This is a genomic window from Pseudomonas sp. BP6 (assembly GCF_017875935.1).
Classification (GTDB): Bacteria; Pseudomonadota; Gammaproteobacteria; order Pseudomonadales; family Pseudomonadaceae; genus Aquipseudomonas; species Aquipseudomonas putida_Y.
The window spans coordinates 189,296-214,361 of record NZ_JAGINI010000001.1; the positions used below are offsets into that span (position 1 = coordinate 189,296).

Here is a 25,066-nt window from a genome sequence, read left to right on the forward strand (position 1 = left end):
CGCGAGCTGCTCCAGTGATCCGCATCAATTTCAGTTGCAAGCTTGGTTTACAAATTGACGCTAAGCGTGGTGCTGACAAAACACCACAATGCTGTCTGCGACGAGGAGCGTAATGTTCAGATCAAGAGCACGTTTGGTACGAGCCTGACGTTCCCGGTGCACCATGTGCCTGACTATTACCTGGGCATTCGTATGAACCGTGACGGGACATTCGAAGAGATCTACAACGGGCCGGGAGCGCTCATCCAGCAGCAACTGGCGGGACGTAAGCCGACGCGCACCGGGTTGCATGGTGGGTTGATGGCAATGCTGCGGCGCATCAATGCGACGGTTGCTGAGGAAGACCGCATCCCTCGGCGTTGATCGATTGGAGTAACAGGGGCCAAGCGGCTGACGCTGGCCCCTTGAAGCATCGCGGTGCGTGATTCAACGCATCATGCCGAGTTCGGCATCATCCAGTAGCGCTTTGCCCAAAGCACAGAGGTAATGCGCCGCCCAGATCAGTTTAGGCTTATCTTCCATCAGCCCGTCGATGGTCAGGTCCCGTGCGTAGCCCATCAGTTCCGAGGCCTGTTCGCGGGCGTTTTGACAAGGAATGCCGGCTTCGATACGGAACAGTGGGTGGGTCTGGTTTTCGCCTTGAAAGAAGATGGTTTTACCAACTGTGCATGGGGTGTCTTCGGTTGTCATTGATCAATCTCCCTGGTTCTGCTGGTGCGCCGGCAAGCCGGGCTTGCGCAGGCTTTTCGCTCGGTATGCGAATCAATGCATCGGTTGCGGGTTGGCTGTTTGCTGTATTTGCGTCAGCGCGGATTCGAGTAACCGCCGCAGGGTTTCAAGCTCGTGCATCGAGGCCATGATCAAAACCGATGCGGGTGACTTGGGCTGCATCAGAATTGCCTGCTGGGCTACGGCTTCTGCACAGAGCGCGTAGTCCGAGGCCATCATGATCGTGTCTTCCAGGGAGTGGAGGTGGTGAGGCGGGTCAGGAACGATCTTTAGCATTTTACTGTGTTCTCGATAGGGGCCACCGCCACCCCGCTGTCAAACGGAATGGTGGCAGCTGTGCATGGGTTGACAGACCGGCGAACACAGAAACCGGCGCACGCGAGCGTGCCCCATGCACAACCGCCATGAACGGTTATGCGCGCTGTGTAGCGTTGCGGCCTGTCAAAGCCGGTCGTTGATGAGCAACGACCCCTCGAGACTAAAACTCTGAAAAAATGACCGCAACGGAAAACAGGCGCAGGCAGTATCTTTGGGAAACGCCCTACAAGAAAGGGGTTAAATCCGATTTTTTCGACCCGCAGCGCCCAAATGCCAGGCACAAAAAAAGCCGCCCGAGGCCCCCTTCGATAACACTGCAGGTGTCTTCTCGATGTGCCGTTGCCGGTGCAGGACGGCGCGCTGCGGGTCAGTGGCGCTCATAACGGCAACGGGTCGCTGCCTGGACTGAACTGCGAGAACATCCAGTCGATGAACACCTGGGTCTCGGCGACCGCATCCTGGGACACCCCGTAGTAGTAACGGGTCAGTGGCAGGCGCAGGTGTGGCAGTGGGCTGTGCAGGCGACCGGTGGCCAGGTCCTTGCCCAGCAGCGAGGCCGGACACAGCGCCACGCCAAGTCCATCGACGGCGGCCTGCAGCACCAGGTGCATGTGGTCGAACTGCAGTCTTGGCTGGCGCTGCGGCTGGCTGATGCCGGCCAGTTTGCACCAGGCCGCCCAGTCGCCACTGCGGGTGCGGCCCGAGAGCAGGGTATGGCGCAGCACATCGCTCGGTGCAATTACCGGTATCGCCTGCAGCAGGGCGGGTGCGGCGACCAGCAGCATGTCGTCCTCGAGCAGGACGTGCGGTTCCACGTTGGCCGCCCAGCCCGAGCTGCCACGGCGTACCACCACATCGAAGGCTTCCCGTGACTGGTCCGGGGCCAGGGTGCTGGTGACCACCTCAGGCTGGATGTCCGGATGCTGCGCCATGAAATCGGGCAGACGCGGGATCAGCCAGCGCACCGCGAAAGACGGTCGGACATTGATCACTACCTTGCGCGACGCACTGCCGCGGGTCAGGGCGTGGGTGGCGTTGGCGATCTGCGCCAGGCCCTGGCTGATCTGTTCGAAATAGGCCTGGCCGATCGGGGTCAGCAGCGATTTCCGGTTGCGGCGTTCGAACAGCACCACCCCCAGGTGTTCCTCGAGCAGCCGGATATGGCGGCTGACGGCGCTGTGGGTAACGTGCAGCTCTTCGGCGGCACGGCTGAAGCTCTGGTGACGCGCAGCCGAGGCAAAGGCACGGACGGCGTTCAAGGGGGGGAGGTCGGCGATCATCTGTCTAATTTAGTCACATCAGAGGTGCAATTAAAGCGTTTGTCAGCAGTCGCGCTTCGCGCCACCCTTAAGGCCGCTGTTTCTGCCTTGGCCACCGCCCCATGACTGTGAACACCACCCAAGCTGCCGATCGGGATTCGCTGCGCGCTGCCGTGATACTTGGCCTGTGCCTGCCCGGCGATGTCCTGCTGTATCTGCTGCTGCCGATGCAGCCGGAGGCGTTTGACATCACCTTGGCCGAGGCCGGGCTGCTGCTGGCGGCCAACCGGCTGGTGCGGATCGTCGGCTATCGCCCTGTGATGAGTGCCTACGCGCGCTGGGGGGATCGCCCCAGCGTGATGCTGGCCGCCGGCAGCGCCGCCCTGTGCGCGCTGGGCTACGCCACGCTTTCGGGGTTCTGGGCCCTGTTGCTGCTGCGCCTGGTCTGGGGGTTGTGCTACGCGGCGTTGAACCTGTCTACCCAAGTCATGGCCACCGCCCAGGCCGCGGGTTCGGCGCGGCGTAGCGGCCGCTCCCGAGCGGTGATCGCCATCGGTCCAATGCTGGCATTGCCACTGGGCGCGTTACTGAGCCAGGCGCACGGGCCGCGCGTGATTTTCCTGGCGATGGTCGCCAGTTCGTTGCTGGCGGCCTGGCTGGCCAGGGGGCTGCCGGCCGCCGGGCATCCTCTGGCCCCTGCCGGCCGGCGACTGCGCAGCCCGGACAGTGTGGCGATCTGGTCCTTTATCGAGGGCCTGACCCTCGACGGCCTGTTCATCGTGGGGCTTTCGCTGCTGGCGCAGCAGTTGCTGGGGGGCAACGCGGTGCTGGTCGCGGGAGGGTTGCTGGCGTTGCGCTACCTGTCGGAACTGGTGCTCAGCCCGTTGGGGGGATTAGCGGCGCAACGTTGGGGCGCGACGCGCATGCTGATCGGCTTTTCGCTGCTGACCGCTCTGGCCCTGGTGGCGTTCGGTTGCCACTGGCTGGTACTTGGCGGTGGTCTGGTATTGGTACTGCGGGCCTTGCAACTGCCACTGGTGGTACCGGTGATTGCCGAGCGCAATCCCGGCCAGCAACGGCTCCAGGCCCTGGCCGCCAATGCGGTGTGGCGCGATATCGGGGCGGGTGTCGGGCCATTGCTGGCGGCGCTGTTGCTGCCCTTGGTGGCGTCGGCCTGGGTGTATTCGCTGGCGGCGCTGGCCTTGGCGGTCAGTGCCCTGGCGTGTGCCCAGCGGCGTACCGCGTTGGTCGGGGTGACGCCGTAGTCGTCGGTCGAGCGATAAATGGCAGGGGAAAGCAATACGTTGACTTATGGCCAGGGAGGCGCGGGCTGACTGCCAGGCGCCCTACCCAGTGAACCTTTAGGCGGGCAGGGGGCGCAGTGCTGGGTACTGTAAAAATAATAAGTAAACGAATCGGGGTGAGTGTCAGGAGTTATATGTTTCAGGTGAATGAATACAGTGTAGTCATGTTGTAATAATTTGTTGCTTTCGAGTCGGGGCTGTGCTTTTTTATAGTGGCCTTCGGCTATGCCGGGTGGGCAAGGCTATCTTTGAAGGGAGTTACCGAATTGTTCGGGTGCGCAGTCCGTTGCGCGCGAAAACAATAACTGTCAGTCCATAGGGAATGTCGAACTTTAATAGTCGACATAATAGCCGACTGTTGTCTGGAGAAAATAATGAGTGCTCAAGCTGCCTTCAAGTTTATCTCTGCGGATCACCGTGCCGCCTCACTTAGAACTTTATTGTCGACTAAACGTTGCCTGCGTTTTCTCGAAGCCCATAATCCGATTTCCGCGATCCTCGCCGAGCATGCCGCGCAAACCGTCGATGGCCAGACCCGGGTCTACGATGGCTTCTGGTCCAGTTCGCTGACCGACTCCACCGCGCGCGGCAAGCCGGACATCGAAGTGCTGGCGATCAAGGACCGTCTGGCCAACGTCAACGATATCTTCGAAGTCACCAGCAAGCCGCTGATCATGGACGGCGATACCGGCGGCAAACCCGAGCACTTTGCCTTCGATGTGCGCTCGCTGGAGCGCCTGGGGGTGTCGGCGGTGATCATCGAAGACAAGACCGGGCTGAAGAAGAATTCGTTGTTCGGCAATGAAGTATTCCAGCAACAGGAAACGATTGAGGACTTCTGCAACAAGATCCGCGTGGGTAAAAACGCGCAGATTTCCACTGACTTCATGATCATCGCGCGTATTGAGAGCCTTATTCTCGATGCCGGCCTGGACGATGCCCTGAACCGCGCCGACGCTTATGTTGCAGCAGGGGCCGACGGGATAATGATTCATAGCCGGCAGAGCACCCCGGACGAGATATTCGCATTTGCCCGGCGTTTCCGCGAACGGCACTCGTATGTGCCACTGGTGTGCGTGCCGACCAGTTATTCAAGTATTCCGTTCGAAACACTCGAGGCTGAGGGTTTCAATGTGGTAATTTATGCCAACCATATGTTGCGCTCGGCATATATGGCGATGAAACAAGTTGCCGAAACTATTCTGATGTCAGGCCGCACGCTGGAAGTTGAATCCAGCTGCCTGTCGATCAAGGAAATCCTCGAACTGATTCCGGGTACCAAATAATGAGCAGCCCATCCCTGGCCCAGCGCAACGACCTGGTGGTCGCGCCTAGCACTTCGCGTATGCGTAGCATTGCCAACGAACTGAAAGAGCGCGGTGAATCGGTGATCAACTTCGCCGCCGGTGAACTCGACTTCGACACCCTCGACAGCGTCAAGCAGGCGGCCATCGAGGCCATCAAGGGTAAATGCAACACCTATACCCCGGCCCTCGGCGAGAAGAAGATTCGCGAGCAACTGGCCGGTCATGTCAGCGCTCAGCTGGGCGTGGACTATGCCTGGAACGAAGTGGGCATGACCGCTGGTGCCAAGCAGGCGCTCTACAACACGGCTATGGTGTTGGTCAATCCGGGGGATGAGGTGATCATCCCGATCCCTTACTGGGTGACCTTCCCGACTCAGATCGAGCTGGCCGGCGGCAAGCCGGTGCTGGTCGACACCCGTGTCGATCACTACCAGCTCAGTGCCGAACGGGTCGCCGCCGCCATTACCCCGAACACCCGGGCGATCCTGATCAACACACCGAACAACCCGACCGGCGCGGTCTACAGCGAGGAGACCCTGCGCCGCATCGGCGAGCTGGCGATCCGTCACGACCTGTGGATTATCTTCGACGAGTGCTATTCGCGGCTGATCCGCAAGGGGGGCCAGCACCACAGCATCGTCACCCTGATGCCAGCGCTCAAGGCGCGTACGGTGGTGATCAACTCGTTCTCCAAGAGCATGGCGCTGACCGGCTGGCGACTGGGTTATGTCAGCGCGCCGGAACAGGTGATCAAAGCCATGGAAAACCTCCAGGGGCACACCACTTCCAACCCCAACGTGGTGGCGCAGGTGGCGGTATCCCGGGCGCTGGACGATTCGGCAGACTTCATCGCCACCGCCAACGCCATCCTCGACCGTCGCCTGCAGGTGATCCACGAAGCCCTGGCCGGCATCGACCATCTGCAGGTGGCCCCGGCAGCCGGGGCGTTCTACGTGTTCGCCGATATCCAGTGGTTCATCGGTCGGCAGTATGCCGGCAGGCAGCAAGTGCGCAGCACCGACGAACTGGTCGAACTGATCCTGGCCGAGGCCAAGGTGGCAGTGGTGTCCGGCGCCGGTTTCGGCGACCCGAGCGGTATCCGTATTTCCTATGCGGTGAGTGATGCCGATGTCGCCACCGGCATGCAGCGTCTGCGTGAATTCTTCGCCCGATTCAACTGAGGAGCGTCTGGCAATGAGAAAGGAAAACCCCGTTTCGGTGATCGTCCTCGCGGCAGGCCTGGGCTCGCGCCTGGAAGACCAGACCCTGGCGAAGAACAAGTGCCTGGTCGAGGTGGCCGGCAAGACCATCATCAGCCGCCTGCTCGAACAACTACAGGCGCATCAGGTGGCCAACGTCATCGTCGGCGTCGGCTACCTCAGTGATGTGCTCGAGAGCTACATCCGCAGCAACCACCCGGGTATCAACAGCGTGTTCGTGACCAACCCGATCTATGCCCGTTCAGGTTCGGTGCATTCGCTGAGTCTGTGCCTGGAAGCCGTGCCCGAAGGCCACGACGTGGTGATCTTCGAGGGTGACGTAGTGGTCGAGGACCGCCTGGTGGAACGTGCCCTGGCGTCGCTGCAAAACCTCGGCGAAGAAGGCTTCGCCACCGTGCTGGCACCCTGGTCCAGCGAGCTGAGCGGTACCTTCGCGCTGGTCGACGGCGCTCGGGTGAGCGCCTGGCGCCATGAGTCGGTGCGCGATGCCGAGTTCCCCCTCACTGCGTCGTTCAAGACGGTGAACATCACCGCGATGACCCCGGCCGCCGCGGTGATCCTGCAGCGGCACATCCGCCAGACGGTGGCCAACAAGGGCGTGAAGGCACCGCTGGAGTACGCCATGGACAGCCTGATCGACCATGGCTACCGGATCGATGCGCTGCTGGTCGACGCGGAGAAATGGTTCGAGGTCGACACGGCCGAGGACCTGGACATCGCCAACGACATCTTCAGCGCGCCGGCGCTGGTCCAGGCCTGAGGTGCGCCATGTTTGCTGCTCTGCATGAATGGCTGATCCTGCCCATCGCCCACTGTTTCCAGTGGGTGCTAGAAAGCAGTTACCAACACACCCACGATTTCGGCCTGGCGATCCTGTTGCTGAGCCTGGTGTTCAACCTGGTGCTGCTGCCGGCCTACCACTTCGCCGAGAAGGTGCAGGGCCGCGAACGCGCGGCGCGGGCGGCGATACAGGCCAAACTCGATGAGTTCAAGCGCTGCTTCAAGGGGCACGAACGGCACATGATGATCGCTGCCCTGTATCGCCAGCACCGCTATCACCCGGTGTACGCCTTGCGTGGCCTGGTGCCGCTGCTGATCCAGATTCCGGTGTTCATTGCGGCCTACGGCCTGCTCAGCGACTACCCGCCGCTGCGCGACGAGCACCTGTTCGGCATCGCCAACCTGGGGGCGCCCGACGGCCTGCTGGGCGGGGTCAACCTGCTGCCCATCGTCATGACCGGGGTCAACCTGCTGGCGGCCCACGTCTACAGTCGCGACCTGTCCGCGCGGGAGCGCCTGCAAACCTGGATCGTGGCGATGCTGTTCTTCGTGCTGCTGTATGGCTCGCCCGCCGGGCTGGTCCTGTACTGGATCTGCAACAACCTTTTCTCGCTGATCAAGAACCTGGTGTATCGGCTGGCCCGCTCCAGCTCGCCCCTTCGAAGGACTTCCAATGCCTAATTCGACCAGCCCCGCCTTCGCCGTGCCGGCAAGTGCGGTGGCCAACGCGGACAAACCGCTGAAACTGTTTCTGCTCTCGTTCGTGGCGCTGTACTTGCTGCTGGTGCTGGCGACTCCGCTGGCGCTGACCAGCTTCGAGGATGACGCCAGCGGGCTCGATGGCTACCTGACCCTCTACGCGACGACCCATGCCGTGGTGTTCGTCGCTTACCTGGCGCTGCTGGCACTGCTGGCCAGGTTCGCGCCCCGCGGGCTGCTGCAGATGCTCAGCGTGCTCGGGCTATGGGCCCTGCTGGTGGCCGGCGTTTACAGCTTCCTGCTGCCGCTGGATGCCGGGATGATCGACAACTTCCGCTTTTCCGAGCCCCAGGCCATGACCGTTTCGGGCCCGCGCCTGCTGCTCGACCTGGCAGTGGCCGTCGCCACGTTAGGCGTGGCGTTGTTGCTGGTACGCCGTTTCGCCGAGCAGGCTGGTAAGGCGCTGACCTTGTTCGTGCTGATCTGCGCTGCCTATGCCTTGTTCAGCGGCGTTACCCTGGCCTCGAAGATCGCCGTGATCCCGCTGCCGGGCAACGATGGCAAGCAGACCCTCTCGTTCTCGAAGACCGAGCAAAACATCGTCGTGCTGATGATCGATGGATCCATGGCTGGCTACATTCCGCGCCTGCTCGAGCACGATGCGCAGGCCGCCGAGCGCCTCAGCGGCTTCACCTGGTATTCCAATGTAGTGTCCACCGGCAACCGTACCTTCAATGCCCTGCCCGCGGTGTTTGGCGGCCTCGACTACACCGCTGGCAACATCAACAAGCTCCCGGGCGACAGCCTGGAGGAAAAGGTCGACCAGGCTTACATGTTGTATCCGGACAACTTCACCGCCAAGGGCTATGGGGTCCGCTACGTCGACCCGTTCTGGTATGGCTTCGCCCGCCGCGGCGACTGCGACAAGTTCATTGCCAAGGGCGCCGGCGACTGCATCCATTTGATCGACACCGTCGGCCGGCAGCAGACCAATGAGCACATGTCGGCCAAGCACGCCGAGTACCTCTGGGGCGTGCTCAAGCAGTACCTGGCGATCTCGCTGTACAAGGCCGCCCCCAACAGCCTCAAGGGCCAGGTGTATGATGCCGGCAACTGGCAGGGCGCCTCGCTGTCGTGGTGGAAGCGCGAGGACAAGTTCCTCGAGAACTACTTCTCGCTGCTGGCTTTGCCGGCGCTGTCCGACACCCAGGCGCCAGGCCCGACCTTCACGTTCATGGCCAACAACATTACCCGTGCGGTGCTCAAGCTCGACGAGAGCTGCGTGCCCAACAAGCAGTTGGGAACCACCGCGCAGGAGCTGTCGCAACTGCACAGCCAGGACACCGTGGAGATCTACGACACCTTCTACTGCGCGATGAACGGCGTGACCCGCTACCTCGACTGGTTTAGGCAGCAAGGCATCTACGACAACACGATGTTCGTGCTGGTTTCCGACCATGGCTGGCCGTCGCGCAACCCGTTGCTCAAGGCGGTCGGTAATGCCGAGCAGCAGGAACTGTACTCGCAGTTCCAGAACCTGCTGATGATCAAGCCGTTCGCGGCCAAGGGGGCACCACGGGAGAGCCGCGAGTTCATCTCCAACGCCAGCGTGCCCGGCATCGTCTGCGAGGTGATCGGTGGCTGCGTGGACCGCAGCACCGGCAAGCACGTGCGCTACCAGCCTCTCACGGAGCCGGTGCAGTTGTATGAAACCCCATGGCAACCCCAGGGACAGAACGCCGACTCCTACAAGATCCTCAGCACGTATGAGGTGAAGGACGACGTCTCGGTCCCAGGCAACTGGAGCAAGCTGCAATGACCGGTCTGCTGGAACATGCGGTTGCCGTTCCCTACGTCGGCCTGTACCTCGACCCAGGCACGGGCAGCCTGCTGTTCTCGCTGATCGCCGGTGTGGTGACCACGCTGTTCTACTCGGCCAAGGGCTTGTACTACCGCTTCGGCGGGGGCGGCAAGGGCGCCGCCGGCACTGCGGAGCGCAGCGTGCTGGAAGCCTGGCCGGTGGTGATCTACTCCGAAGGCCGGCAGTACTACGGCACCTTCCGGCCATTGCTCGAGGCGCTGGACAAGGCCGGTGTCAGGACCCTGTTCCTGAGCTCCGACAGCGAGGACCCCGGGCTGCGCCATCAGGGCCAGGTGACGGCGTGCTTCATCGGCAGCGGCCACAAAGCCTGGGCGCTGCTGGCACGGTTGCGCGCCGACCTGTGCATTTCCACCACCCCGGGCCTGGACGTGATGCAGTTCAAGCGCTCGAAGCGGGTCCGGCACTACATGCACCTGGTCCATGCGCCAACCGACAAGGCCTTCAACCGGCCTTACTCGTTCGACTACTTCGACTCGGTAGTGATCAACGGCCCGCATCAGGCGCGCACCCTGCGCTACCTGGAGCAATTGCGTGGCTCGCCGGCCAAGACGCTGATCATGGGAGGCTGCCTGTACTACGACGACCTGCTTGAGCAACTGCGCAACCCATTCCCCGAGCGCGTCATCCCAGGCAAGACCGTCCTGCTGGCCCCCACCTGGGGGCGCAACGGCCTGTTACGCTTGCACGGCAGTAAGCTGCTCGGCGCGCTGGCCGCCCAGGACATCACCCTGCTGATCCGCCCGCACCCACAGAGCCTGGTTTCCGAGCCGGAGCTGATCCAGCAACTGCAGGTGCTGTTCCCCGAGGGGGCGCGACTGGCGTGGGATTTCTCGCCTTCGCCTTTCGCCGCCATGAGCCGCAGCGACGTGATGGTCTCGGACATTTCCGGGGTGATCTTCGACTACGCCTTCCTGTTCGAGAAACCGGTCATCACTGTCGGCATCGAACCGGTGCGCGAAGGCACCGAGGCCAGCGACCTGCCCTACGACCCCTGGGAGCTGACGGTGCTCAACGACATCGGCCTGCGCCTGAGCGAGCAAGAGATCCCCCGCCTGACCGAGTACCTGCCGCAAGTCGCCGAGGACGAGCGCTACCAACGCAATATCCGTGCCTTGCGCGACGAGTACGTGGTCAACTTCGGCCATGCCGCCGGACCGATCATGCAGGCCATCATGCCGTTGATCGGGCGCGGTGCCGAGGCGCCGGTGGGTAACGAACTGGCGCGGCAGGTGAGGTGAGTCATGCTCGACGTCGTGCAAGGTCTCGCACAGTTGCTGCCGGCGTTGATCCTGGCGGTGACCGTGCACGAGGCCGCCCACGCGCTGGTGGCCGCGCTGTTCGGTGACCGCCAGGCGCTGGTCAGCGGGCGGGTGTCGATCAATCCGCTGCGGCACTGCTCGTTGCTGGGCACGGCGCTGGTGCCGTGCTCGGTGTTTGCCATCACCGTGCTGACGAACCTGCCGGGGATGCTGGTGGGCTGGGGGCGGGCGGTACCGATCGGGCCGCAACTGGCCCAGCGCCGCCTGGGCCTGTTGTGCACCGCGCTGGCCGGCCCGCTGGCGAACCTGCTGCTGGCGGCGGCGTGCCTAGCGTTGCGTCCGGCCGATGGGCAGGGCGCCTGGGTGGTGTTTCTCGAGACCAGCGCCTCGCTCAACCTGCTGCTCTGCGTGGTCAACCTGCTGCCGGTGCCACCGCTGGATGGCGCCACCTGTATTCAGGCGCTGTGTGGCGAGCGGGGGTGGAGGCGTTATCAAGGCTTGCAACCGTACCTCTATGTGGTCGGTGCCGGCCTGCTGTTCACCGGGCTGCTGGGGCAATACCTGCTCTGGGCGGCGCGGACGTTGTTGAACCTGCTGCCAGGAGGCATGCTGCATGGCTAGTTATGGACTGTTCCTCATTCTCGCGACGCTTACCGTACTCAGCCCTGGCCCCGGAGTGGTGCTGACACTTTCCAACGCCCTGCGCCATGGATGGAGCGGCGCGCTGCCCGGGATCCTCGGTATCGCCCTGGGCGCCTTCATCGTCGCCGGACTCTCGGCCAGCAGTGTCGGGTTGATCCTGGCGACCTCTGCGATGGCGTTCACCGTGCTCAAGTATGTTGGTGCCCTGTACCTGCTGTACCTGGGGGTCAAGATGTGGCGCACGCAGCGCTTTATCTCCGAGCTCACGGTGACCGCCACGCAACCCTGGCGCCGTTTTGTCGAGGCGCTGTCGATCCAGTTGCTCAACCCCAAAGCAGGATTTTTCTTCCTGGCGGTTTTCCCGCAGTTCATCCGTGCGCAGGACAGCTACTACAGCCAGTTCTTCATACTGGTGTCGTCCTACGCCCTGCTGGTGGTGCTGGTGCACACCGGCTATGCGCTGATGGCCAACGGCGCCAGGGGCTGGTTGTCGACCAACCGCGGCGCGCGGATTGTCGGCAAGCTTTCGGGCGTCACTTTCTTCTGTTTTGGCATGCTGATGGCGTCGGCCAGCAAATGAACCGTTTTGAATGTAACCAGGAGGCTGCATGGCCAGGAAGGCACTGGAATTCCTGCTGTCGGATGACGACCGCGCACATCTGAGGAAGACTGCCCGCTCCGGGCGAATGCCCTATCGTAGCGTTACCCGGGCCTCGATTCTGCTGTTGCTGGACAGTGGACTGACACCGAAGGAGGTCAGCTTGCGGCTGAACGTTACCGCACCAGTGGTGTTCAAGTGGCGTAGTCGGTACCTGGCCAATGGTATCGAAGGGCTCGAGGATCTGCCGCGTGGTGGGGTGGGTAGGGGATTGTCGATGGTGGGGTGAGGGCGACTGCGCTTTGGTGAGTCAAATTGCTGATCTCAACGCGTTGCCTACCCTATTCATAGCCCATCAGTTCCGAGGCCTGTTCGCGGGCGTTTTGGCAAGGAATGCCGGCTTCGATGCGGTTTGGGAAAAGCCCTGCAAGAAAGGGGTTAAATCCGATTTTTCCACCCGCAGCGCCCAAATGCCAGGCACAAAAAAAGACGCCCGAGGGCGTCTTCTTCTTTGGATTTGGTGGAGCCGGGGGGATTTGAACCCCCGTCCGCCAGTACTCCGCTGTCGGTACTACATGCTTAGCCGTGTCTACTGATTTAATCCGCAGCCGCCCGACGGGCAGGGTGCTTTGGATGAGTTGTGTAAGTTTTAGTCACTTCGCCCACAACGTGCTACGCGACGATCCTGTTCTGTATGACAATCATTTCGGGTTTACAGGCATCCCCTAGTGATTGCTGGAGCCGAAGCTACCAGAAGCAAAGGTCACTTACGCTGCGAGAGCGTAGGATTCCTCGCCGTAGGTTTCGTCATTGGCAACTATAGAAGTTGCAACAGTGGATTTACGAGTTCTGTTACCAACTCGGCATGCACCTAGAGTTTCGCTACCGGCGTCGAATCCTAATCGGCCCCGCACTAGCTCTTGGCTAACGCACCTTGCGGCGCGTAGGACGGAGTATACGCCATTGCGCGGGCGACGTCGACAGCCGGTCCAGTCGCCCGCTTTTGGGCTCACGCGCCGCCGTTGCCACTACTGCCTTTCTCGGTTTTTTCCAGGCGCTCCAGCACTTTGCTGGTAATGGCGATGCATTCCTTGGTGTCGCCCGAGGCCTGGGCGGCCTTGGCTTTGTCGACGTGCTCGGTGATGGCCTTGTCGAGGCCCTCGGAGGTGGCGCCGGCGGTGGCCATGCTGTTGTCGATTTTTTGCAGGTTGGTGGTGCAGAGGTCATCGGCGGCGAACACCGGCGAAGCCAGCAGGGTGGCGGCCGCGAACAGGGCCGAAAGTGCGGTACCTTTCATGGGTGTCTCCTCTGGGGCCTCTGGAAGGTGGGCCTGTAAGGTGGACTGTGGGGGATTGGCGGGGGTTCAATCGGGATGGTGGCGGGCGATATTGAGGTGGGGATGGCACCGGCGTTGCCGGTGTTCGCGGGTGAACCCGCTCCTACGGGGGGGGGGGCTGTGTCTGGCGCCCGATGTGTGTCCACCACCGATCTGTGTAGGCGGCTGTGACGGTGGACGGCGGGTGGGGATTGGCCAGCAGGGCCGGCCCTTTCGCGGGTGAACCCGCTCCTACACAGATCCTACAGCGTTCCCCACCTATATCAACGCGTTAGAGGCTGCGTGGTCGGGTGACGCGGTCTACCAGGTAGACCAGGCCGTGGTAGTCGATGCCGCTGTGGCTCGACAGGCCTATCTCGCAGGTGCGGCTGGTGGAAATGCCTTCGCTGCAATACTGCACGGCGTCCTTCAGGCTGCGCAGCGAGTGGGCGTTCAACTCGGGGGTGGTAAAGCCTTTGTCACCGGCAAACCCGCAGCAATGGATGCCTTCCGGGATCACCACCTGTTTGCTGCAGCGCCGCGCCAGGTCGATCAAGGCCTGGCTTTCGCCCAGGTGCTGGGTGCTGCAGGTCACGTGCACGGCTACCGGTTCGTCCTGGGGGGTAAACTCCAGTCGGTCGAGCAGGTGGGTGCGGATGAAGCGCACGGGGTCGTACAGGTCCAGCCGGGTTTCGCCCAGGTCCTGCACCAGGCGCAGGGTGCAGGGGCTGGTGTCGCAATAGATCGGGTCGAGGCCACCGCGGCTGGCGTGCAGCAGGGCGGTGATCAGCTCCTGGCGTTTGTGTTCGGCCTGCTCGGGGTAGCCTTTGGAGGCGAACGGTTGGCCGCAGCACAGGCTGTCGGCGTTGTCGGGGAACACCACTTGGTAACCGGCCTTTTCCAGCAGGGCGCGGGTTTTGTCCAGCAGCGAGCTTTGTTCGCGGTCGGCATAGGCCGGGCCCATTACCCGGGAGACGCAGGCGGCCAGGTACACCACGCGGGGGCGGGCGTCGTTGCTGGGCGCGCCGAAGGCCAGGGGGCGCAGCGGTTGCGGCATGGCCGGGGTCCATTGGGGCAGGCGGCCTTTGCTGGCTTTGCTCAGCGAGGCGCTCAGGCGGCCCAGGCGCGGGGCGCCTAGCAATTTGCGTGCGGTGTTGGCGGCGGTCAGGGTCAGGCGTGCACCGCTTAGGGCGGTGTGGAAATGCTCGGCTAGCCAGTCGGCGGTTTTAGCGTGGTCGGCGGCCTGGCTGCGCAGTTTCTTCACCAGCTCGCCGGTGTTGATGCCGACCGGGCAGCGTTGGGCGCACAGGCCGGTAGCGGCGCAGGTGTCGATGCCTTGGTACTGGTAGCTTTGCATCAGTTCACGGGTATCGATGCCGGCGCGCTGCTTGGCCTGGATGTCACGCCACATGACGATGCGCTGGCGCGGGCTGAGGGTCAGGCCCTTGGACGGGCACACCGGTTCGCAGAAGCCGCACTCGATGCACTTGTCGACGATTTCGTCGGCGGCAGGCAGCGGCTTGAGGTTTTTCAGGTGGATATCCGGGTCGTCGCTCAACACCACGTCGGGGTTGAGGATGCCGTTGGGGTCGAGCAGGCGCTTGAGCTTCCACATCAGCTGGTAGGCGTCGTGCCCCCACTCCAGCTCCACGAAGGGCGCCATGTTGCGCCCGGTACCGTGTTCGGCCTTGAGCGAGCCGCCAAACTCCACCGCCACCAGCTGCGCCACGTCGTCCATGAACGCCTGGTAACGGGCGACTTCTTCGGCGCTGTTGAAACCTTGGGTAAAGACGAAGTGCAGGTTGCCTTCCAGCGCGTGGCCGAAAATGATCGCTTCGTCATAGTGGTGCTTGTCGAACAGCTGGATCAGGCGGTTGACGCCTTCGGCCAGTTGCTCGACGGGGAAGGTCACGTCTTCGATGATGACCGTGGTGCCGGTCTGGCGCACGGCACCGACGGCGGGGAAGGTGTCCTTGCGGATTTTCCACAGCTGGTTGTACACGGCCGGGTCTTCGCTGAAGTCCACTTGCTGTTCCAGCGGGAAGTCGGCGATCGAGGCCATGATCTGCTGCAGTTGCTCGTGCAGCAGGCTCTGGCTGGCGGCGCGGGATTCGATCAGCAGGGCGCAGGCATTGTCCGACAGGCCTTTTACCCACAGCGGCATGCCGGGCATGTTCTGCACCGAGCGCAGGCTGCGGCGGTCGAGCAGTTCCACGGCCGAGACCGGCTGCTGCTTGAGCACGGGTACCGCGCGGCAGCAGCTTTCGACGCTGGGGAACACCAGCAGGGCGCTGGCCTTGTGCGGGTGGTCGGGCACGGTGTCGTACGTGACGGCGCTGATGAAGCCCAGGGTGCCTTCGGAGCCGACCAGCAGGTGCTGCAAAATGTCGAGCGGCTGGTCGTAGTCCACCAGTGCGTTCAGTGACAGGCCGGTGGTGTTCTTCAGCCGGTATTTGTGCCGGATGCGCTCGGCCAGCGCGGTGTTGGCGCGGGTTTCGCGGCCCAGGCGGGCCAGTGCTTCCAGCAGCTCGGCGTGGCTGCTTTCGAAGGCGGCGACGCTGGCCGGGTCTTCGCTGTCCAGGCGGGTGCCGTCGGCCAGCACCAGGCGCAGGCCCGCCAGGGTGTGGTAGGTGTTCTGCGCGGTGCCGCAGCACATGCCACTGGCGTTGTTGGCGACGATGCCGCCGATCTTGCAGGCGTTGATCGACGCCGGGTCGGGGCCGATCTTGCGTCCGAAGGGGGCCAGCCAGGCGTTGGCCTGGGCGCCGATCACGCCGGGTTGCAGGCGAATCTGCTCGCCCTGGCGACGGATTTCGCGGCCGTTCCAGTTATCGCCGAGCACGATCAGCACCGAGTCGCTGATGGCCTGGCCAGACAGGCTGGTGCCGGCAGCGCGGAAGGTGACCGGCACCCGCTCGCGCTGGGCCAGTTTGATCAGGCCGACCACTTCGTCCTCGGACTCGACGCGCACCACCAGCTTGGGGATCAGGCGGTAGAAGCTGGCGTCGGTGCCGAAGGCCAGGGTGGAGGTGGGGTCGTCGAAGCGGCGTTCGGCGGGGATCAGGCGCTCGGCATCACGCAGGAACGCGGCGGGCAGGCTCATGCAGTCTCCTCGCGGGGCTGTGGCGTCTGTGCGCTACATGCCCCGGGTCATTCAGGCGGTGGTTCTTGCAGGCGTTCAGGCGCCCAGTTCGCGTACCAGCGAGTCGCGGGTGATCTCGCTGATCGACTTGGCACCGGTCAGCACCATGGCCACGCGCATTTCCTTTTCGAACAGCTCGAGCAGGTTTTTCACGCCGGCCTGGCCATGCACGGCAAGGGCGTAGAGGAAGGCGCGGCCGATCAGTACGGTGTCGGCACCCAGGGCGATCATGCGCACCACGTCCAGGCCACTGCGAATGCCCGAGTCGGCCAGGATCTTCAGGTCGCCTTTGACCGCGTCGGCAATTGCCGGCAGGGCACGGGCGCTGGACAGCACGCCGTCGAGCTGGCGGCCGCCGTGGTTGGACACCACGATACCGTCGGCACCGAACTTGACCGCATCGCGGGCGTCATCGGCATCGAGAATGCCCTTGATGATCATCGGGCCGTCCCAGAACTCGCGGATCCACTCCAGGTCTTTCCAGGAAATGGACGGGTCGAAGTTGTTGCCCAGCCAGCCGATGTAGTCGGCAAGGCCGGTGGGGTTGCCACGGTATTTGGAGATGTTGCCCAGGTCATGCGGGCGGCCCATCACGCCCACATCCCATGCCCACTCGGGGTGGGTCATGGCTTGCAGCACGCGGCGCAGCGGGCCGTTCTTGCCGCTCATGCCGGAGTGGGCGTCGCGGTAGCGGGCACCGGGTACGGGCATGTCCACGGTGAACACCAGGGTCTTGACGCCAGCGGCCTTGGCGCGCTCCAGGGCATTGCGCATGAAGCCGCGATCCTTGAGCACATACAGCTGGAACCACATCGGCCGGTCGATGGCGGGCGCCACTTCTTCGATCGGGCACACCGACACGGTAGACATGGTGAACGGGATGCCATGGGCGGCTGCCGCGCGCGCCGCCTGCACTTCGCCGCGGCGGGCGTACATGCCGGTGAGGCCGACCGGGGCCAGGGCCACCGGCATGCTCAGGGTTTCGTCGAACAGCTTGGTTTCCAGGCTGAGCTCGGACATGTTGTTCAACACGCGCTGGCGCAGGGCGATGCCGGCCAGGTCCGACACGTTGTGGCGCAGGGTGTGCTCGGCGTAGGCGCCGCCGTCAGCGTAGTGGAACAGGAAGGGGGGCAGCTTGCGTTGGGCCGCGGCGCGATAGTCGGTAGAGGCAGAAATGATCATGGATTCTCGCAGCGTTGCTTGTGGGAGTGTCGGGCGCACGACGGCGCCCGGCCCCTTTCACTTTAGTGATGAACCAGCATGCCGGTCAGCCAGTAAGCCTGGATCAGGGTGATCAGGCCGACGATGGTGGCGAAGAACAGGCTGTGCTTGACGGTGAAGCGGAACAGGTCGGATTCCTTGCCGACCAGGCCGGTAGCGGCGCAGGCCACGGCGATCGATTGCGGCGAGATCATCTTGCCGGTTACGCCGCCGCTGGTGTTGGCCGCTACCAGCAGGGTGTCGTTGACCCCGATCTGGTGCGCGGTGGTGGCCTGCAGCGAGCTGAACAGGGCGTTGGACGAGGTGTCCGAGCCGGTCAGGAACACGCCCAGCCAGCCGAGGAACGGCGAGAAGAACGGGAACGCGGCGCCGGTACCGGCCAGCACCAGGGCCATGGTCGAGGACATGCCCGAGTAGTTGGTGACGAAGGCGAAGGCCAACACCATGCCGATCGACAGAATCGGCCAGCGCAGTTCCCAGAAGGTTTCTTTGAAAGTGGTAAGACCAGTTTTGAAGTTGATCTTCAGCACTGCCATCGAGATCAGCGCCGAGAGGAAGATCGCGGTGCCGGTGGCGGAGATCGGGTCGAGCTTGAACACCGCTGGCATGGCGGTCGGCGCGGCAACGATCGGTGCGGTCTTGATCACCAGCTGGTCGAGGTGCGGGATGGCGAAGTTGAAGACGAAGTTGTACATCGCGCCGCCCGGCGCGAAAGCCGCCTTGAACGGCTTCAGGGTCCAGATGGTGACCAGCACGGTGAGGATCAGGAACGGCGACCAGGCCTTGAAGATCTCGCCAAAGCTGTACGGGCTAGGCTGGCTGCCGCTTGGCTGCACAACGGCTGCGCCGACACTGCCTTTGGCCTCGCTGAACGCACGCTTGGGCTGCCAGACTTTCAGGAACAGGGTAAGGCAGATCAGACTGGCCAGTGCCGAGGTGATGTCTGGCAGTTCCGGGCCGATGAAGTTCGAGGTGAAGTACTGGGTGACGGCAAAGCTCAGGCCGGCGACCAGGGCGGCAGGCCAGGTTTCCTTCACGCCACGCAGGCCATCCATCATGAACACCAGCCAGAACGGCACGAACAGCGACAGCAACGGCAGCTGGCGGCCGGTCATGGCGCCGATGTGGAAGGCGTCGATACCGGTGACCTGGCCGGCCACGATGATCGGGATGCCCAAGGCGCCGAAGGCCACTGGCGCGGTGTTGGCGATCAGGCACAGGCCGGCAGCGTACAGCGGGTTGAAGCCCAGGCCCACCAGCAGTGCGGCAGTGATGGCCACCGGTGCGCCAAAGCCCGCCGCACCTTCGAGGAAGGCGCCGAAGCAGAAGCCGATCAACAGCACTTGCAGGCGCTGGTCGTCGGTAATCGACAGCACCGAGCTGCGGATCACTTCGAACTGGCCGCTCTTGACCGTGAGTTTGTACAGGAACACCGCGGCAACGATGATCCAGGCAATTGGCCAGAGGCCGTAGAGGAAGCCGTAACCCGCGGCGGCGAGGGCCATGTCGACAGGCATCTGGAAGGCGAAGATCGCCACCAGGATCGACAGCGCGAGGGTGATACTGCCCGCTACGTGGCCCTTGAGGCGGAACACGGCGAGGGCCAGGAAGAAGAACACGATAGGGATGACCGCCGCCAGTGCGGACAGGCCGAGACTACCAAGCGGGGTATAGAGTTGTTGCCAGGTTTGCATATGGGGTGGCCCCTAATTGTTGTTGGTCAGGCACTGGCATTGGATAATTGGTAAGACCAATTTACAATGGCTGGACGCTAGGTTAAAAGCGCTGTCGTGGGTGTGTCAATTTGTCCTGTGCAAAACTTTGGTCGCGTACCGATGAGCGGGCATCTGATGTGCTGGGAAAATCGCGGCTTGATGGGTGTTTGCGTGGCCTGGATCGGCGAGAATAGGCACCCCCTGACATTTGCCCGGGGGTTTGTGGAGAGCATGTGATGGTTTTTGATCAGGTACGCCAGCGGCGCCTGTCCGACGACATTGTCGATCGGCTGGAAGGGATGATTCTGGAAGGCACGCTGACCTCGGGGCAGCGGCTGCCGGCCGAGCGCGTCCTGGCCGAGCAGTTTGGTGTGTCCCGCCCATCACTGCGTGAGGCGATCCAGAAGCTGGTGGCCAAGGGGCTGTTGGTCAGCCGTCAGGGCGGGGGCAATTTTGTGGCGGAGTCGTTGGGGTCCACCTTCAGCGACCCGTTGCTGCAGTTGCTCGAGCACAGTGCCGAAGCGCAGCGTGACCTGCTCGAGTTCCGCCATACCCTGGAGGCGTCCTGTGCCTACTACGCTGCCCAGCGTGCCACCGAGCCGGACCGGGCGCGCTTGAAGGCGGCCTTCGATACGCTGCAGGACTGCTATGCCAGGTTCGACGAGGTAACCCGTGCGGAGGAGGGCGCGGCTGATGCGCGCTTCCACCTGGCGATCGCCGAGGCCAGCCATAACGCGGTGTTGCTGCACACCATCCGGGGGTTGTTCGACCTGCTCAAGCGCAACGTGGTGACCAACATCGGCGGCATGTACCAGCAGCGCACCGAAACCCGGGACATGCTGATCAGTCAGCACCGGGAGCTGTACCTGGCGATTGTCGAGGGCAGGGCGGAGGATGCGCGGGAGGTGTCCAGCCGGCACATTTTGTATGTGCAGGAGGTGCTGGAAGAGGCGCACGAGGAAGCTCAGCGGGTGGCGCGGGCGGAGCGGCGCAGCGGGCGCTGAGACTTTTATGGGCAGTACCTGCCTCTTCGCGGGCAAGCCCGCTCCCACAGGATAGGTGCCGGGCTTGAATCTGGTGCCCTTCCTGTGGGAGCGGGCGTGCCCGCGAAGAGGCCGCACACAGGATAAGCGCCGGGCTTGAGTCTGGTGCCCTTCCTGTGGGAGCGGGCGTGCCCGCGAAGAGGCCGCACACAGGATAAGCGCCGGGCTTAAGACTGGTGCCCTTCCTGTGGGAGCGGGCGTGCCCGCGAAGAGGCTGCACACAGGATAAGCGCCTGGCTTGAGACTGGTGCCCTTCCTGTGGGAGCGGGCGTGCCCGCGAAGAGGCCGCACACAGGATAAGCGCCTGGCTTGAGTCTGGTGCCCTTCCTGTGGGAGCGGGCGTGCCCGCGAAGAGGCTGCACACAGGATAAGCGCCGGGTTTGAATCTGGTGCTCTTCCTGTGGGAGCGGGCGTGCCCGCGAAGAGGCTGCTCCACAGGATAGGCGCCGGGTTTGAATCTGGTGCCCTTCCTGTGGGAGCGGGTTTACCCGCGAAGAGGCCGGAACAGGCTAAAGACCAATTAGTCTTCCTTGCCCTTGTTCCGCACAGCCCGCTGCAGCTCGCGGTTGGAATCGCGCTCGCGCATGGTGTCGCGCTTGTCGAATTCCTTCTTACCCTTGCCCAGTGCGATTTCGCACTTGATCAGGTGCTTGCTCCAGTACAGCGCCAAAGCCACGCAGGTGTAGCCTTTTTGCGCCACAGCCGCTTCCACGCGCTCTAGCTCGCGCTTGTTCAGCAGCAGCTTGCGGGTGCGTGTAGGGTCGGCGATGACGTGGGTGCTGGCCGTGGTCAGCGGGGTGATGTGGCTGCCGAACAGCCAGGCCTCACCGTCCTTGAGCAGCACGTAGCTGTCAGTCAGGTGCGCCTTGCCGGCTCGCAGGCTTTTTACTTCCCAGCCGGACAGGACCAGCCCGGCCTCGAACTTGTGTTCGATGAAGTAATCGTGTCGCGCTTTCTTGTTTTGCGCGATGGTCCCGGTCGGATGTTTTTTTTGCTTAGCCATAGGGGCGGCATTATAGGCAAGTCCGCGCGTCGTCCGCTATGGGATTTCGGTGTGCTTGAGCCACTGGAATGAATACCGGACAATACAAACCCTGTCATACGCACAGAACCTGTTTTCGGCACGCTGCGAAGCGTCGCCACCCAGCCTTGGAAGTGACGCCTGGATGACTACCCATATTCAACGCTCCGCCCTGCTGCCATACCCCGCCCAGGCGCTTTACGATCTGGTCAACGATGTAGCCAGCTACCCTGAGTTTTTGCCGTGGTGCTCGGCCTCGACGGTGATCGAAACCAGCGATACACACATGCGTGCCAAGCTCGAAGTGGCCAAGGGTGGCATGAGCCAGCACTTCGTTACGCGTAACGTGCTGGTGCCGGGGCAGTCCATCGAGATGAATCTCGAAGAAGGGCCATTCACCCAGCTGCATGGTGTTTGGGTGTTCAAGCCACTGGGTGAAAAGGCCTGCAAGATCAGCCTGGACCTGTCCTTCGATTACGCCGGGCCGATTGTGCGTGCCACGTTGGGCCCGCTATTCAATCAGGCGGCCAACACGCTGGTCGATGCGTTCTGCCAGCGTGCCAAGCAACTGAATGCCTGACTGAACGGGCGGCAATAAAAAGCCCGGAACACGTCCGGGCTTTTTTGCACCTGCTTCCCGGCTACCGGGTTTCCAGCGGTGCGGGGGTCGGGACCGGGGTGGTCTCGATGGTGTCGATCTCGCGCTGGATGGCCTCTTCGGTCGAACCTGGCTTGGCCGGTTTTTCTTCAGGCTGCGCTGCCGGCTGCTCGGTCTGGCCTGGCTCGGTGGCCGGGCTGATGGTGGTGTCGCTGCTGCCACCGAGGATTTCCTGATCGCGGCTGACGCCTGGCATGAAGTCGCCAGACAGGCTGACCAGTTGATCGCTTTCGTTGAAAAATACACTCATGCGTTCTTGCTGGCGCTTACCGCCACCAGGCTGCAGGCTGTACAGGTAATCCCAGCGATTGGTGTTGAAGGTATCCTGAATCAGCGGGTTGCCCATGATAAACCTTACTTGCCGGCGGGTCATTCCCGGGCGTAATTGGTCTATCATGTCTTGCGTGACGACATTGCCCTGCTGGATGTCGATTTTGTAAACCCCGGGAAACGAGCAACCGGCGAGTGCGAGCAGTCCCACTAGGGTGAGGCTGGTTAGCAAGAGCTTGGTGTTTTGCATCGGTGGGCGACTTCCACTATCTTGGCTGGACAACGTAAACCCCGATCATACCCGTATTAAGAGAAGCTGCGAAGCAGCATCGGCGAGAAAGCTGACCATGGTTGAAAATAGCGAATTGCGCAAAGCCGGTCTCAAGGTGACCCTGCCTCGAGTCAAGATCCTTCAGATGCTCGACTCTACCGAGCAGCGTCACATGAGTGCAGAGGATGTCTACAAGGCGCTGATGGAGGCTGGCGAGGATGTAGGCCTGGCCACCGTCTATCGCGTGCTGACCCAGTTCGAGGCGGCGGGTCTGGTGGTTCGCCACAACTTCGACGGCGGTCATGCAGTGTTCGAGCTGGCCGACGGCGGTCACCACGACCACATGGTGAACGTGGATACCAGTGAAGTCATCGAATTCATGGATGCTGAAATCGAGAAGCGCCAGCGCGAAATCGTGGCCGAGCATGGCTTCGAGCTGGTGGACCACAATCTGGTCCTGTATGTGCGTAAGAAGAAGTAACGATTTTTCGTTATGGATGGCAAAGGCGACCTTCGGGTCGCCTTTGTGCTTTCTGGGATTGAACGATGTGTTGTCTGTGCCGGCCTCTTCGCGGGCGCGCCCGCTCCCACAGGTCCAACACCTCAGGTTTCAGATCCTGTGATCACCCTGTGGGAGCGGGCGTGCCCGCGAATCGTCCTGGAAAAGCAAGGCTCAGGCCTTGCCGCTCACCACCATCTTGCGCGCATGCGCCAAAGATTCCTTGGTCAGGTCGATCCCGCCGAGCATCCGCGCCACTTCTTCCACGCGCTCACGCTTGCCAAGGCTAGCCACGGCGGTGTGGGTGGTGTCGCTGTTGCGCACCTTGTGCACGAACAGATGGTGATGCCCCTGCGCCGCCACCTGCGGCAGGTGGGTCACGGTCAGTACCTGGCCGCGTTCGCCCAGGCGCCGCAGCAATTGGCCGACGATTTCTGCCGTTGGCCCGCCAATACCCACGTCGACTTCGTCGAACACCAGGGTAGGAATGCGCGAGGTCTGCGCCGTGATCACCTGGATCGCCAGGCTGATACGTGACAGTTCACCGCCCGACGCCACCTTCGCCAGGCCCTTGAGTGGCTGGCCAGGGTTGGCGCTGACCAGCAGTTCGATCTGCTCCAGGCCATGGGGTGAAAGGTCTGTGCCTTCGTTGGGTGTCAGCTCTATGCAGAAGCGCCCGCCAGGCATGCCCAGGCGCTGGATTTCCTGCTCTACCGCGCCTGCCAGTTGCTGCGCCGCTTGCTGGCGCAGGCCGCTGAGTTCGCGCGCCTTCTCTTTATAGTGCTGGGCAAAGGCGCCAAGCTCTTCGCCCAGCCGCTCGATCGACTCATCGCTGGCATTAAGGCCTTCCAGCTCTTCCATCAATTGCTGTTGCAGGTGGGGCAGTTCGGTGGGGTGCACCCGGTGTTTGCGCGCCAGGGTATAGATGGTGTCCAGGCGCTCTTCCAGGGCTTGCAGGCGCATCGGGTCGGCGTCGAAGTTGTCGAGGAAGCGGTTGAGCTCGCCCATGGCTTCTTCGACCTGGATCTGTGCGCTGGCGATCAGGTTGGCCGCTTCGCTCAGTGCCTTGGGCGAGTTGGTGGCGGCACCCAGGCGGTTGAGGCTGGAGGTGAGGGCGCTGAGCACATTGCCCGAATCGCTCTCGCTGCACTGGTCGATGACCTGGCGGCAGATGCCGAACAGGGCTTCGGCGCTGGTCAGGTTCTTGTGTTCCTGTTCCAGCTGCTCCAGTTCGTGCTCGCCCAGGCCGAGGTTGTCCAGTTCTTCCAGCTGGTAACTGAGCAACTGGTGGCGGGCGCGCTGCTCGTCGCCCGAGTTGGACAGGCGCTCCAGCTCCAGGCGGGTCTGGTTCCAGCGCTTGGCTGCAAGCTGTACCTGGCGGGCCAGGTCGACGGCACCGGCATACTCGTCAAGCAGGCGACGATGGGTGTCGGTCTTGAGCAGGGACTGGTGCTCGTGCTGGCTGTGGATATCGATCAGCAGTTCGCCCAGCGCCTTGAGGTCGCCGAGCGGGCAGGGCGTGCCGTTGATGTAGCCGCGGCTGCGGCCTTCGGCGGTGATCACCCGGCGCAAGATGCACAGGCCTTCGTTGTTCAGGTCGCGCTCGGCCAGCCAGGTATGCGCTTCGGGAATGTCCACCAGGTCGAAGGTGGCCAGGATGTCTGCCTTGTCGGTGCCGGGGCGCACCACGCCGCTGTCGGCACGGTCGCCCAGGGCCAGGCCGAGGGCGTCGAGCATGATCGATTTGCCGGCACCGGTCTCGCCGGTGATGACGGACATGCCACGGGCGATTTCGAGGTCGAGGTGCTCGACGATGGCGTAGTTGTGAATGGACAGGTGCACCAGCATGGGGGGCGGCTCCCGAAAGTCAGGTCTGGTTATTTATACAGTACTTTTTTCAGGCCTGCCAATGCC

General features: G+C 62.9%; 23 protein-coding genes, 1 other RNA gene and 1 pseudogene. 14 read left to right on the forward strand and 11 right to left on the reverse strand.

Annotated elements, in window-relative coordinates:
• Positions 1 to 42: 42 nt before the first annotated feature.
• The gene (locus J3A98_RS00855) at positions 43 to 363 is read left to right on the forward strand and encodes a hypothetical protein (RefSeq protein ID WP_245354956.1); all 321 of its coding nucleotides are present in this window, start codon (positions 43 to 45) and stop codon (positions 361 to 363) included.
• A gap of 63 nt (positions 364 to 426) precedes the next feature.
• On the opposite strand, the gene J3A98_RS00860 is transcribed toward J3A98_RS00855, so the two are convergent.
• The 3 genes from J3A98_RS00860 to gcvA all read right to left on the reverse strand — a co-directional run bounded on the left by J3A98_RS00860 (position 427) and on the right by gcvA (position 2,327).
• Positions 427 to 690, reverse strand: a complete 264-nt coding sequence (locus tag J3A98_RS00860; RefSeq protein WP_061202863.1) for a DUF3077 domain-containing protein — start codon at positions 688 to 690, stop codon at positions 427 to 429.
• Positions 691 to 762: 72 nt separating this feature from the next.
• Positions 763 to 1,005 carry a hypothetical protein gene (locus J3A98_RS00865; RefSeq protein ID WP_003249899.1) on the reverse strand — a complete coding sequence of 81 codons (243 nt, stop codon included), beginning with the start codon at positions 1,003 to 1,005 and terminating at the stop codon, positions 763 to 765.
• 419 nt (positions 1,006 to 1,424) lie between these two features.
• Positions 1,425 to 2,327 (reverse strand): transcriptional regulator GcvA, encoded by a 903-nt coding sequence (gene gcvA / locus J3A98_RS00870; RefSeq protein WP_209963350.1) that lies wholly within the window; start codon positions 2,325 to 2,327, stop codon positions 1,425 to 1,427.
• Positions 2,328 to 2,428: 101 nt separating this feature from the next.
• Between gcvA and J3A98_RS00875 the strand changes: the two genes are divergently transcribed.
• The 10 genes and pseudogenes from J3A98_RS00875 to J3A98_RS00920 all read left to right on the forward strand — a co-directional run.
• Positions 2,429 to 3,571, forward strand: coding sequence for an MFS transporter (locus J3A98_RS00875; RefSeq protein WP_209963352.1), 1,143 nt, complete (start codon positions 2,429 to 2,431; stop codon positions 3,569 to 3,571).
• A 479-nt stretch (positions 3,572 to 4,050) separates the two neighbouring features.
• Positions 4,051 to 4,896 carry a phosphoenolpyruvate mutase gene (gene aepX / locus J3A98_RS00880; protein WP_245354955.1) on the forward strand — a complete coding sequence of 282 codons (846 nt, stop codon included), beginning with the start codon at positions 4,051 to 4,053 and terminating at the stop codon, positions 4,894 to 4,896.
• A complete protein-coding gene (locus J3A98_RS00885; RefSeq protein WP_209963358.1) occupies positions 4,896 to 6,098 on the forward strand; it encodes a pyridoxal phosphate-dependent aminotransferase in 1,203 nt (400 codons plus the stop codon). Before aepX ends, J3A98_RS00885 begins: the two co-directional genes overlap by 1 nt.
• 13 nt (positions 6,099 to 6,111) lie before the next feature.
• Positions 6,112 to 6,897 (forward strand): phosphocholine cytidylyltransferase family protein, encoded by a 786-nt coding sequence (locus J3A98_RS00890; protein ID WP_209963362.1) that lies wholly within the window; start codon positions 6,112 to 6,114, stop codon positions 6,895 to 6,897.
• Positions 6,898 to 6,905: 8 nt separating this feature from the next.
• Positions 6,906 to 7,598, forward strand: coding sequence for a membrane protein insertase YidC (locus tag J3A98_RS00895; protein WP_209963366.1), 693 nt, complete (start codon positions 6,906 to 6,908; stop codon positions 7,596 to 7,598).
• Positions 7,591 to 9,435, forward strand: coding sequence for a sulfatase-like hydrolase/transferase (locus J3A98_RS00900; RefSeq protein WP_209963370.1), 1,845 nt, complete (start codon positions 7,591 to 7,593; stop codon positions 9,433 to 9,435). Before J3A98_RS00895 ends, J3A98_RS00900 begins: the two co-directional genes overlap by 8 nt.
• The gene (locus J3A98_RS00905) at positions 9,432 to 10,736 is read left to right on the forward strand and encodes a CDP-glycerol glycerophosphotransferase family protein (RefSeq protein ID WP_209963374.1); all 1,305 of its coding nucleotides are present in this window, start codon (positions 9,432 to 9,434) and stop codon (positions 10,734 to 10,736) included. Before J3A98_RS00900 ends, J3A98_RS00905 begins: the two co-directional genes overlap by 4 nt.
• Positions 10,737 to 10,739: 3 nt before the next feature.
• Positions 10,740 to 11,378, forward strand: coding sequence for a site-2 protease family protein (locus tag J3A98_RS00910; protein ID WP_209963378.1), 639 nt, complete (start codon positions 10,740 to 10,742; stop codon positions 11,376 to 11,378).
• Positions 11,371 to 11,979: a LysE family translocator gene (locus tag J3A98_RS00915; RefSeq protein WP_198747859.1), complete on the forward strand. Its 609-nt coding sequence runs from the start codon at positions 11,371 to 11,373 to the stop codon at positions 11,977 to 11,979. Before J3A98_RS00910 ends, J3A98_RS00915 begins: the two co-directional genes overlap by 8 nt.
• Positions 11,980 to 12,106: 127 nt before the next feature.
• Positions 12,107 to 12,256 (forward strand): annotated as a pseudogene (locus tag J3A98_RS00920) (helix-turn-helix domain-containing protein); the annotation flags it as partial.
• A gap of 259 nt (positions 12,257 to 12,515) precedes the next feature.
• Here J3A98_RS00920 and ssrA read toward each other — a convergent pair.
• The 5 genes from ssrA to J3A98_RS00945 form a co-directional block, all read right to left on the reverse strand.
• Positions 12,516 to 12,907, reverse strand: a transfer-messenger RNA (tmRNA) gene (gene ssrA / locus J3A98_RS00925).
• A gap of 99 nt (positions 12,908 to 13,006) precedes the next feature.
• A complete protein-coding gene (locus J3A98_RS00930) occupies positions 13,007 to 13,294 on the reverse strand; it encodes a hypothetical protein (RefSeq protein ID WP_209963381.1) in 288 nt (95 codons plus the stop codon).
• 310 nt (positions 13,295 to 13,604) lie between these two features.
• Positions 13,605 to 16,415, reverse strand: a complete 2,811-nt coding sequence (locus tag J3A98_RS00935) for an FAD-binding and (Fe-S)-binding domain-containing protein (protein WP_209963384.1) — start codon at positions 16,413 to 16,415, stop codon at positions 13,605 to 13,607.
• 75 nt (positions 16,416 to 16,490) lie between these two features.
• The gene (lldD, locus tag J3A98_RS00940) at positions 16,491 to 17,636 is read right to left on the reverse strand and encodes an FMN-dependent L-lactate dehydrogenase LldD (RefSeq protein ID WP_021784340.1); all 1,146 of its coding nucleotides are present in this window, start codon (positions 17,634 to 17,636) and stop codon (positions 16,491 to 16,493) included.
• Positions 17,637 to 17,698: 62 nt separating this feature from the next.
• Positions 17,699 to 19,369, reverse strand: coding sequence for a lactate permease LctP family transporter (locus J3A98_RS00945; RefSeq protein WP_053870479.1), 1,671 nt, complete (start codon positions 19,367 to 19,369; stop codon positions 17,699 to 17,701).
• A 257-nt stretch (positions 19,370 to 19,626) separates the two neighbouring features.
• Between J3A98_RS00945 and J3A98_RS00950 the strand changes: the two genes are divergently transcribed.
• Positions 19,627 to 20,394, forward strand: coding sequence for an FCD domain-containing protein (locus J3A98_RS00950; RefSeq protein ID WP_021784338.1), 768 nt, complete (start codon positions 19,627 to 19,629; stop codon positions 20,392 to 20,394).
• Positions 20,395 to 20,953: 559 nt separating this feature from the next.
• Here the strand turns inward: J3A98_RS00950 and smpB are convergent.
• Entirely contained in the window at positions 20,954 to 21,436 is a 483-nt protein-coding gene (gene smpB / locus J3A98_RS00955) for an SsrA-binding protein SmpB (RefSeq protein WP_014592415.1), read from the reverse strand.
• Between the two features lie 163 nt (positions 21,437 to 21,599).
• Between smpB and J3A98_RS00960 the strand changes: the two genes are divergently transcribed.
• Complete coding sequence (locus J3A98_RS00960) at positions 21,600 to 22,034, forward strand: type II toxin-antitoxin system RatA family toxin (RefSeq protein WP_003249916.1); 435 nt, start codon at positions 21,600 to 21,602, stop codon at positions 22,032 to 22,034.
• 61 nt (positions 22,035 to 22,095) lie between these two features.
• Here the strand turns inward: J3A98_RS00960 and J3A98_RS00965 are convergent, their stop codons facing one another.
• Entirely contained in the window at positions 22,096 to 22,632 is a 537-nt protein-coding gene (locus tag J3A98_RS00965) for an outer membrane protein assembly factor BamE (protein WP_176685384.1), read from the reverse strand.
• 97 nt (positions 22,633 to 22,729) lie between these two features.
• On the opposite strand from J3A98_RS00965, the gene fur reads away from it, so the two are divergent.
• Positions 22,730 to 23,134, forward strand: coding sequence for a ferric iron uptake transcriptional regulator (gene fur, locus J3A98_RS00970; RefSeq protein ID WP_003249922.1), 405 nt, complete (start codon positions 22,730 to 22,732; stop codon positions 23,132 to 23,134).
• Positions 23,135 to 23,326: 192 nt separating this feature from the next.
• Here fur and recN read toward each other — a convergent pair whose 3' ends face one another.
• Complete coding sequence (gene recN, locus J3A98_RS00975) at positions 23,327 to 25,000, reverse strand: DNA repair protein RecN (RefSeq protein ID WP_209963389.1); 1,674 nt, start codon at positions 24,998 to 25,000, stop codon at positions 23,327 to 23,329.
• Positions 25,001 to 25,066 lie beyond the last annotated feature (66 nt).

What these genes read in the sequence shown, in the direction of transcription:
- J3A98_RS00905 (WP_209963374.1), top strand. Translation starts at nt 9,432, where the DNA reads ATGACCGGTCTGCTGGAACATGCGGTTGCCGTTCCCTACGTCGGCCTG.
- J3A98_RS00895 (WP_209963366.1), top strand. Translation starts at nt 6,906, where the DNA reads ATGTTTGCTGCTCTGCATGAATGGCTGATCCTGCCCATCGCCCACTGT.
- J3A98_RS00935 (WP_209963384.1), bottom strand. Translation starts at nt 16,415, where the DNA reads ATGAGCCTGCCCGCCGCGTTCCTGCGTGATGCCGAGCGCCTGATCCCC.
- J3A98_RS00950 (WP_021784338.1), top strand. Translation starts at nt 19,627, where the DNA reads ATGGTTTTTGATCAGGTACGCCAGCGGCGCCTGTCCGACGACATTGTC.
- J3A98_RS00965 (WP_176685384.1), bottom strand. Translation starts at nt 22,632, where the DNA reads ATGCAAAACACCAAGCTCTTGCTAACCAGCCTCACCCTAGTGGGACTG.
- fur (WP_003249922.1), top strand. Translation starts at nt 22,730, where the DNA reads ATGGTTGAAAATAGCGAATTGCGCAAAGCCGGTCTCAAGGTGACCCTG.
- J3A98_RS00885 (WP_209963358.1), top strand. Translation starts at nt 4,896, where the DNA reads ATGAGCAGCCCATCCCTGGCCCAGCGCAACGACCTGGTGGTCGCGCCT.
- J3A98_RS00930 (WP_209963381.1), bottom strand. Translation starts at nt 13,294, where the DNA reads ATGAAAGGTACCGCACTTTCGGCCCTGTTCGCGGCCGCCACCCTGCTG.
- J3A98_RS00910 (WP_209963378.1), top strand. Translation starts at nt 10,740, where the DNA reads ATGCTCGACGTCGTGCAAGGTCTCGCACAGTTGCTGCCGGCGTTGATC.
- J3A98_RS00865 (WP_003249899.1), bottom strand. Translation starts at nt 1,005, where the DNA reads ATGCTAAAGATCGTTCCTGACCCGCCTCACCACCTCCACTCCCTGGAA.
- gcvA (WP_209963350.1), bottom strand. Translation starts at nt 2,327, where the DNA reads ATGATCGCCGACCTCCCCCCCTTGAACGCCGTCCGTGCCTTTGCCTCG.
- J3A98_RS00945 (WP_053870479.1), bottom strand. Translation starts at nt 19,369, where the DNA reads ATGCAAACCTGGCAACAACTCTATACCCCGCTTGGTAGTCTCGGCCTG.
- J3A98_RS00860 (WP_061202863.1), bottom strand. Translation starts at nt 690, where the DNA reads ATGACAACCGAAGACACCCCATGCACAGTTGGTAAAACCATCTTCTTT.
- J3A98_RS00915 (WP_198747859.1), top strand. Translation starts at nt 11,371, where the DNA reads ATGGCTAGTTATGGACTGTTCCTCATTCTCGCGACGCTTACCGTACTC.
- J3A98_RS00960 (WP_003249916.1), top strand. Translation starts at nt 21,600, where the DNA reads ATGACTACCCATATTCAACGCTCCGCCCTGCTGCCATACCCCGCCCAG.
- smpB (WP_014592415.1), bottom strand. Translation starts at nt 21,436, where the DNA reads ATGGCTAAGCAAAAAAAACATCCGACCGGGACCATCGCGCAAAACAAG.
- J3A98_RS00900 (WP_209963370.1), top strand. Translation starts at nt 7,591, where the DNA reads ATGCCTAATTCGACCAGCCCCGCCTTCGCCGTGCCGGCAAGTGCGGTG.
- J3A98_RS00890 (WP_209963362.1), top strand. Translation starts at nt 6,112, where the DNA reads ATGAGAAAGGAAAACCCCGTTTCGGTGATCGTCCTCGCGGCAGGCCTG.
- recN (WP_209963389.1), bottom strand. Translation starts at nt 25,000, where the DNA reads ATGCTGGTGCACCTGTCCATTCACAACTACGCCATCGTCGAGCACCTC.
- lldD (WP_021784340.1), bottom strand. Translation starts at nt 17,636, where the DNA reads ATGATCATTTCTGCCTCTACCGACTATCGCGCCGCGGCCCAACGCAAG.
- J3A98_RS00875 (WP_209963352.1), top strand. Translation starts at nt 2,429, where the DNA reads ATGACTGTGAACACCACCCAAGCTGCCGATCGGGATTCGCTGCGCGCT.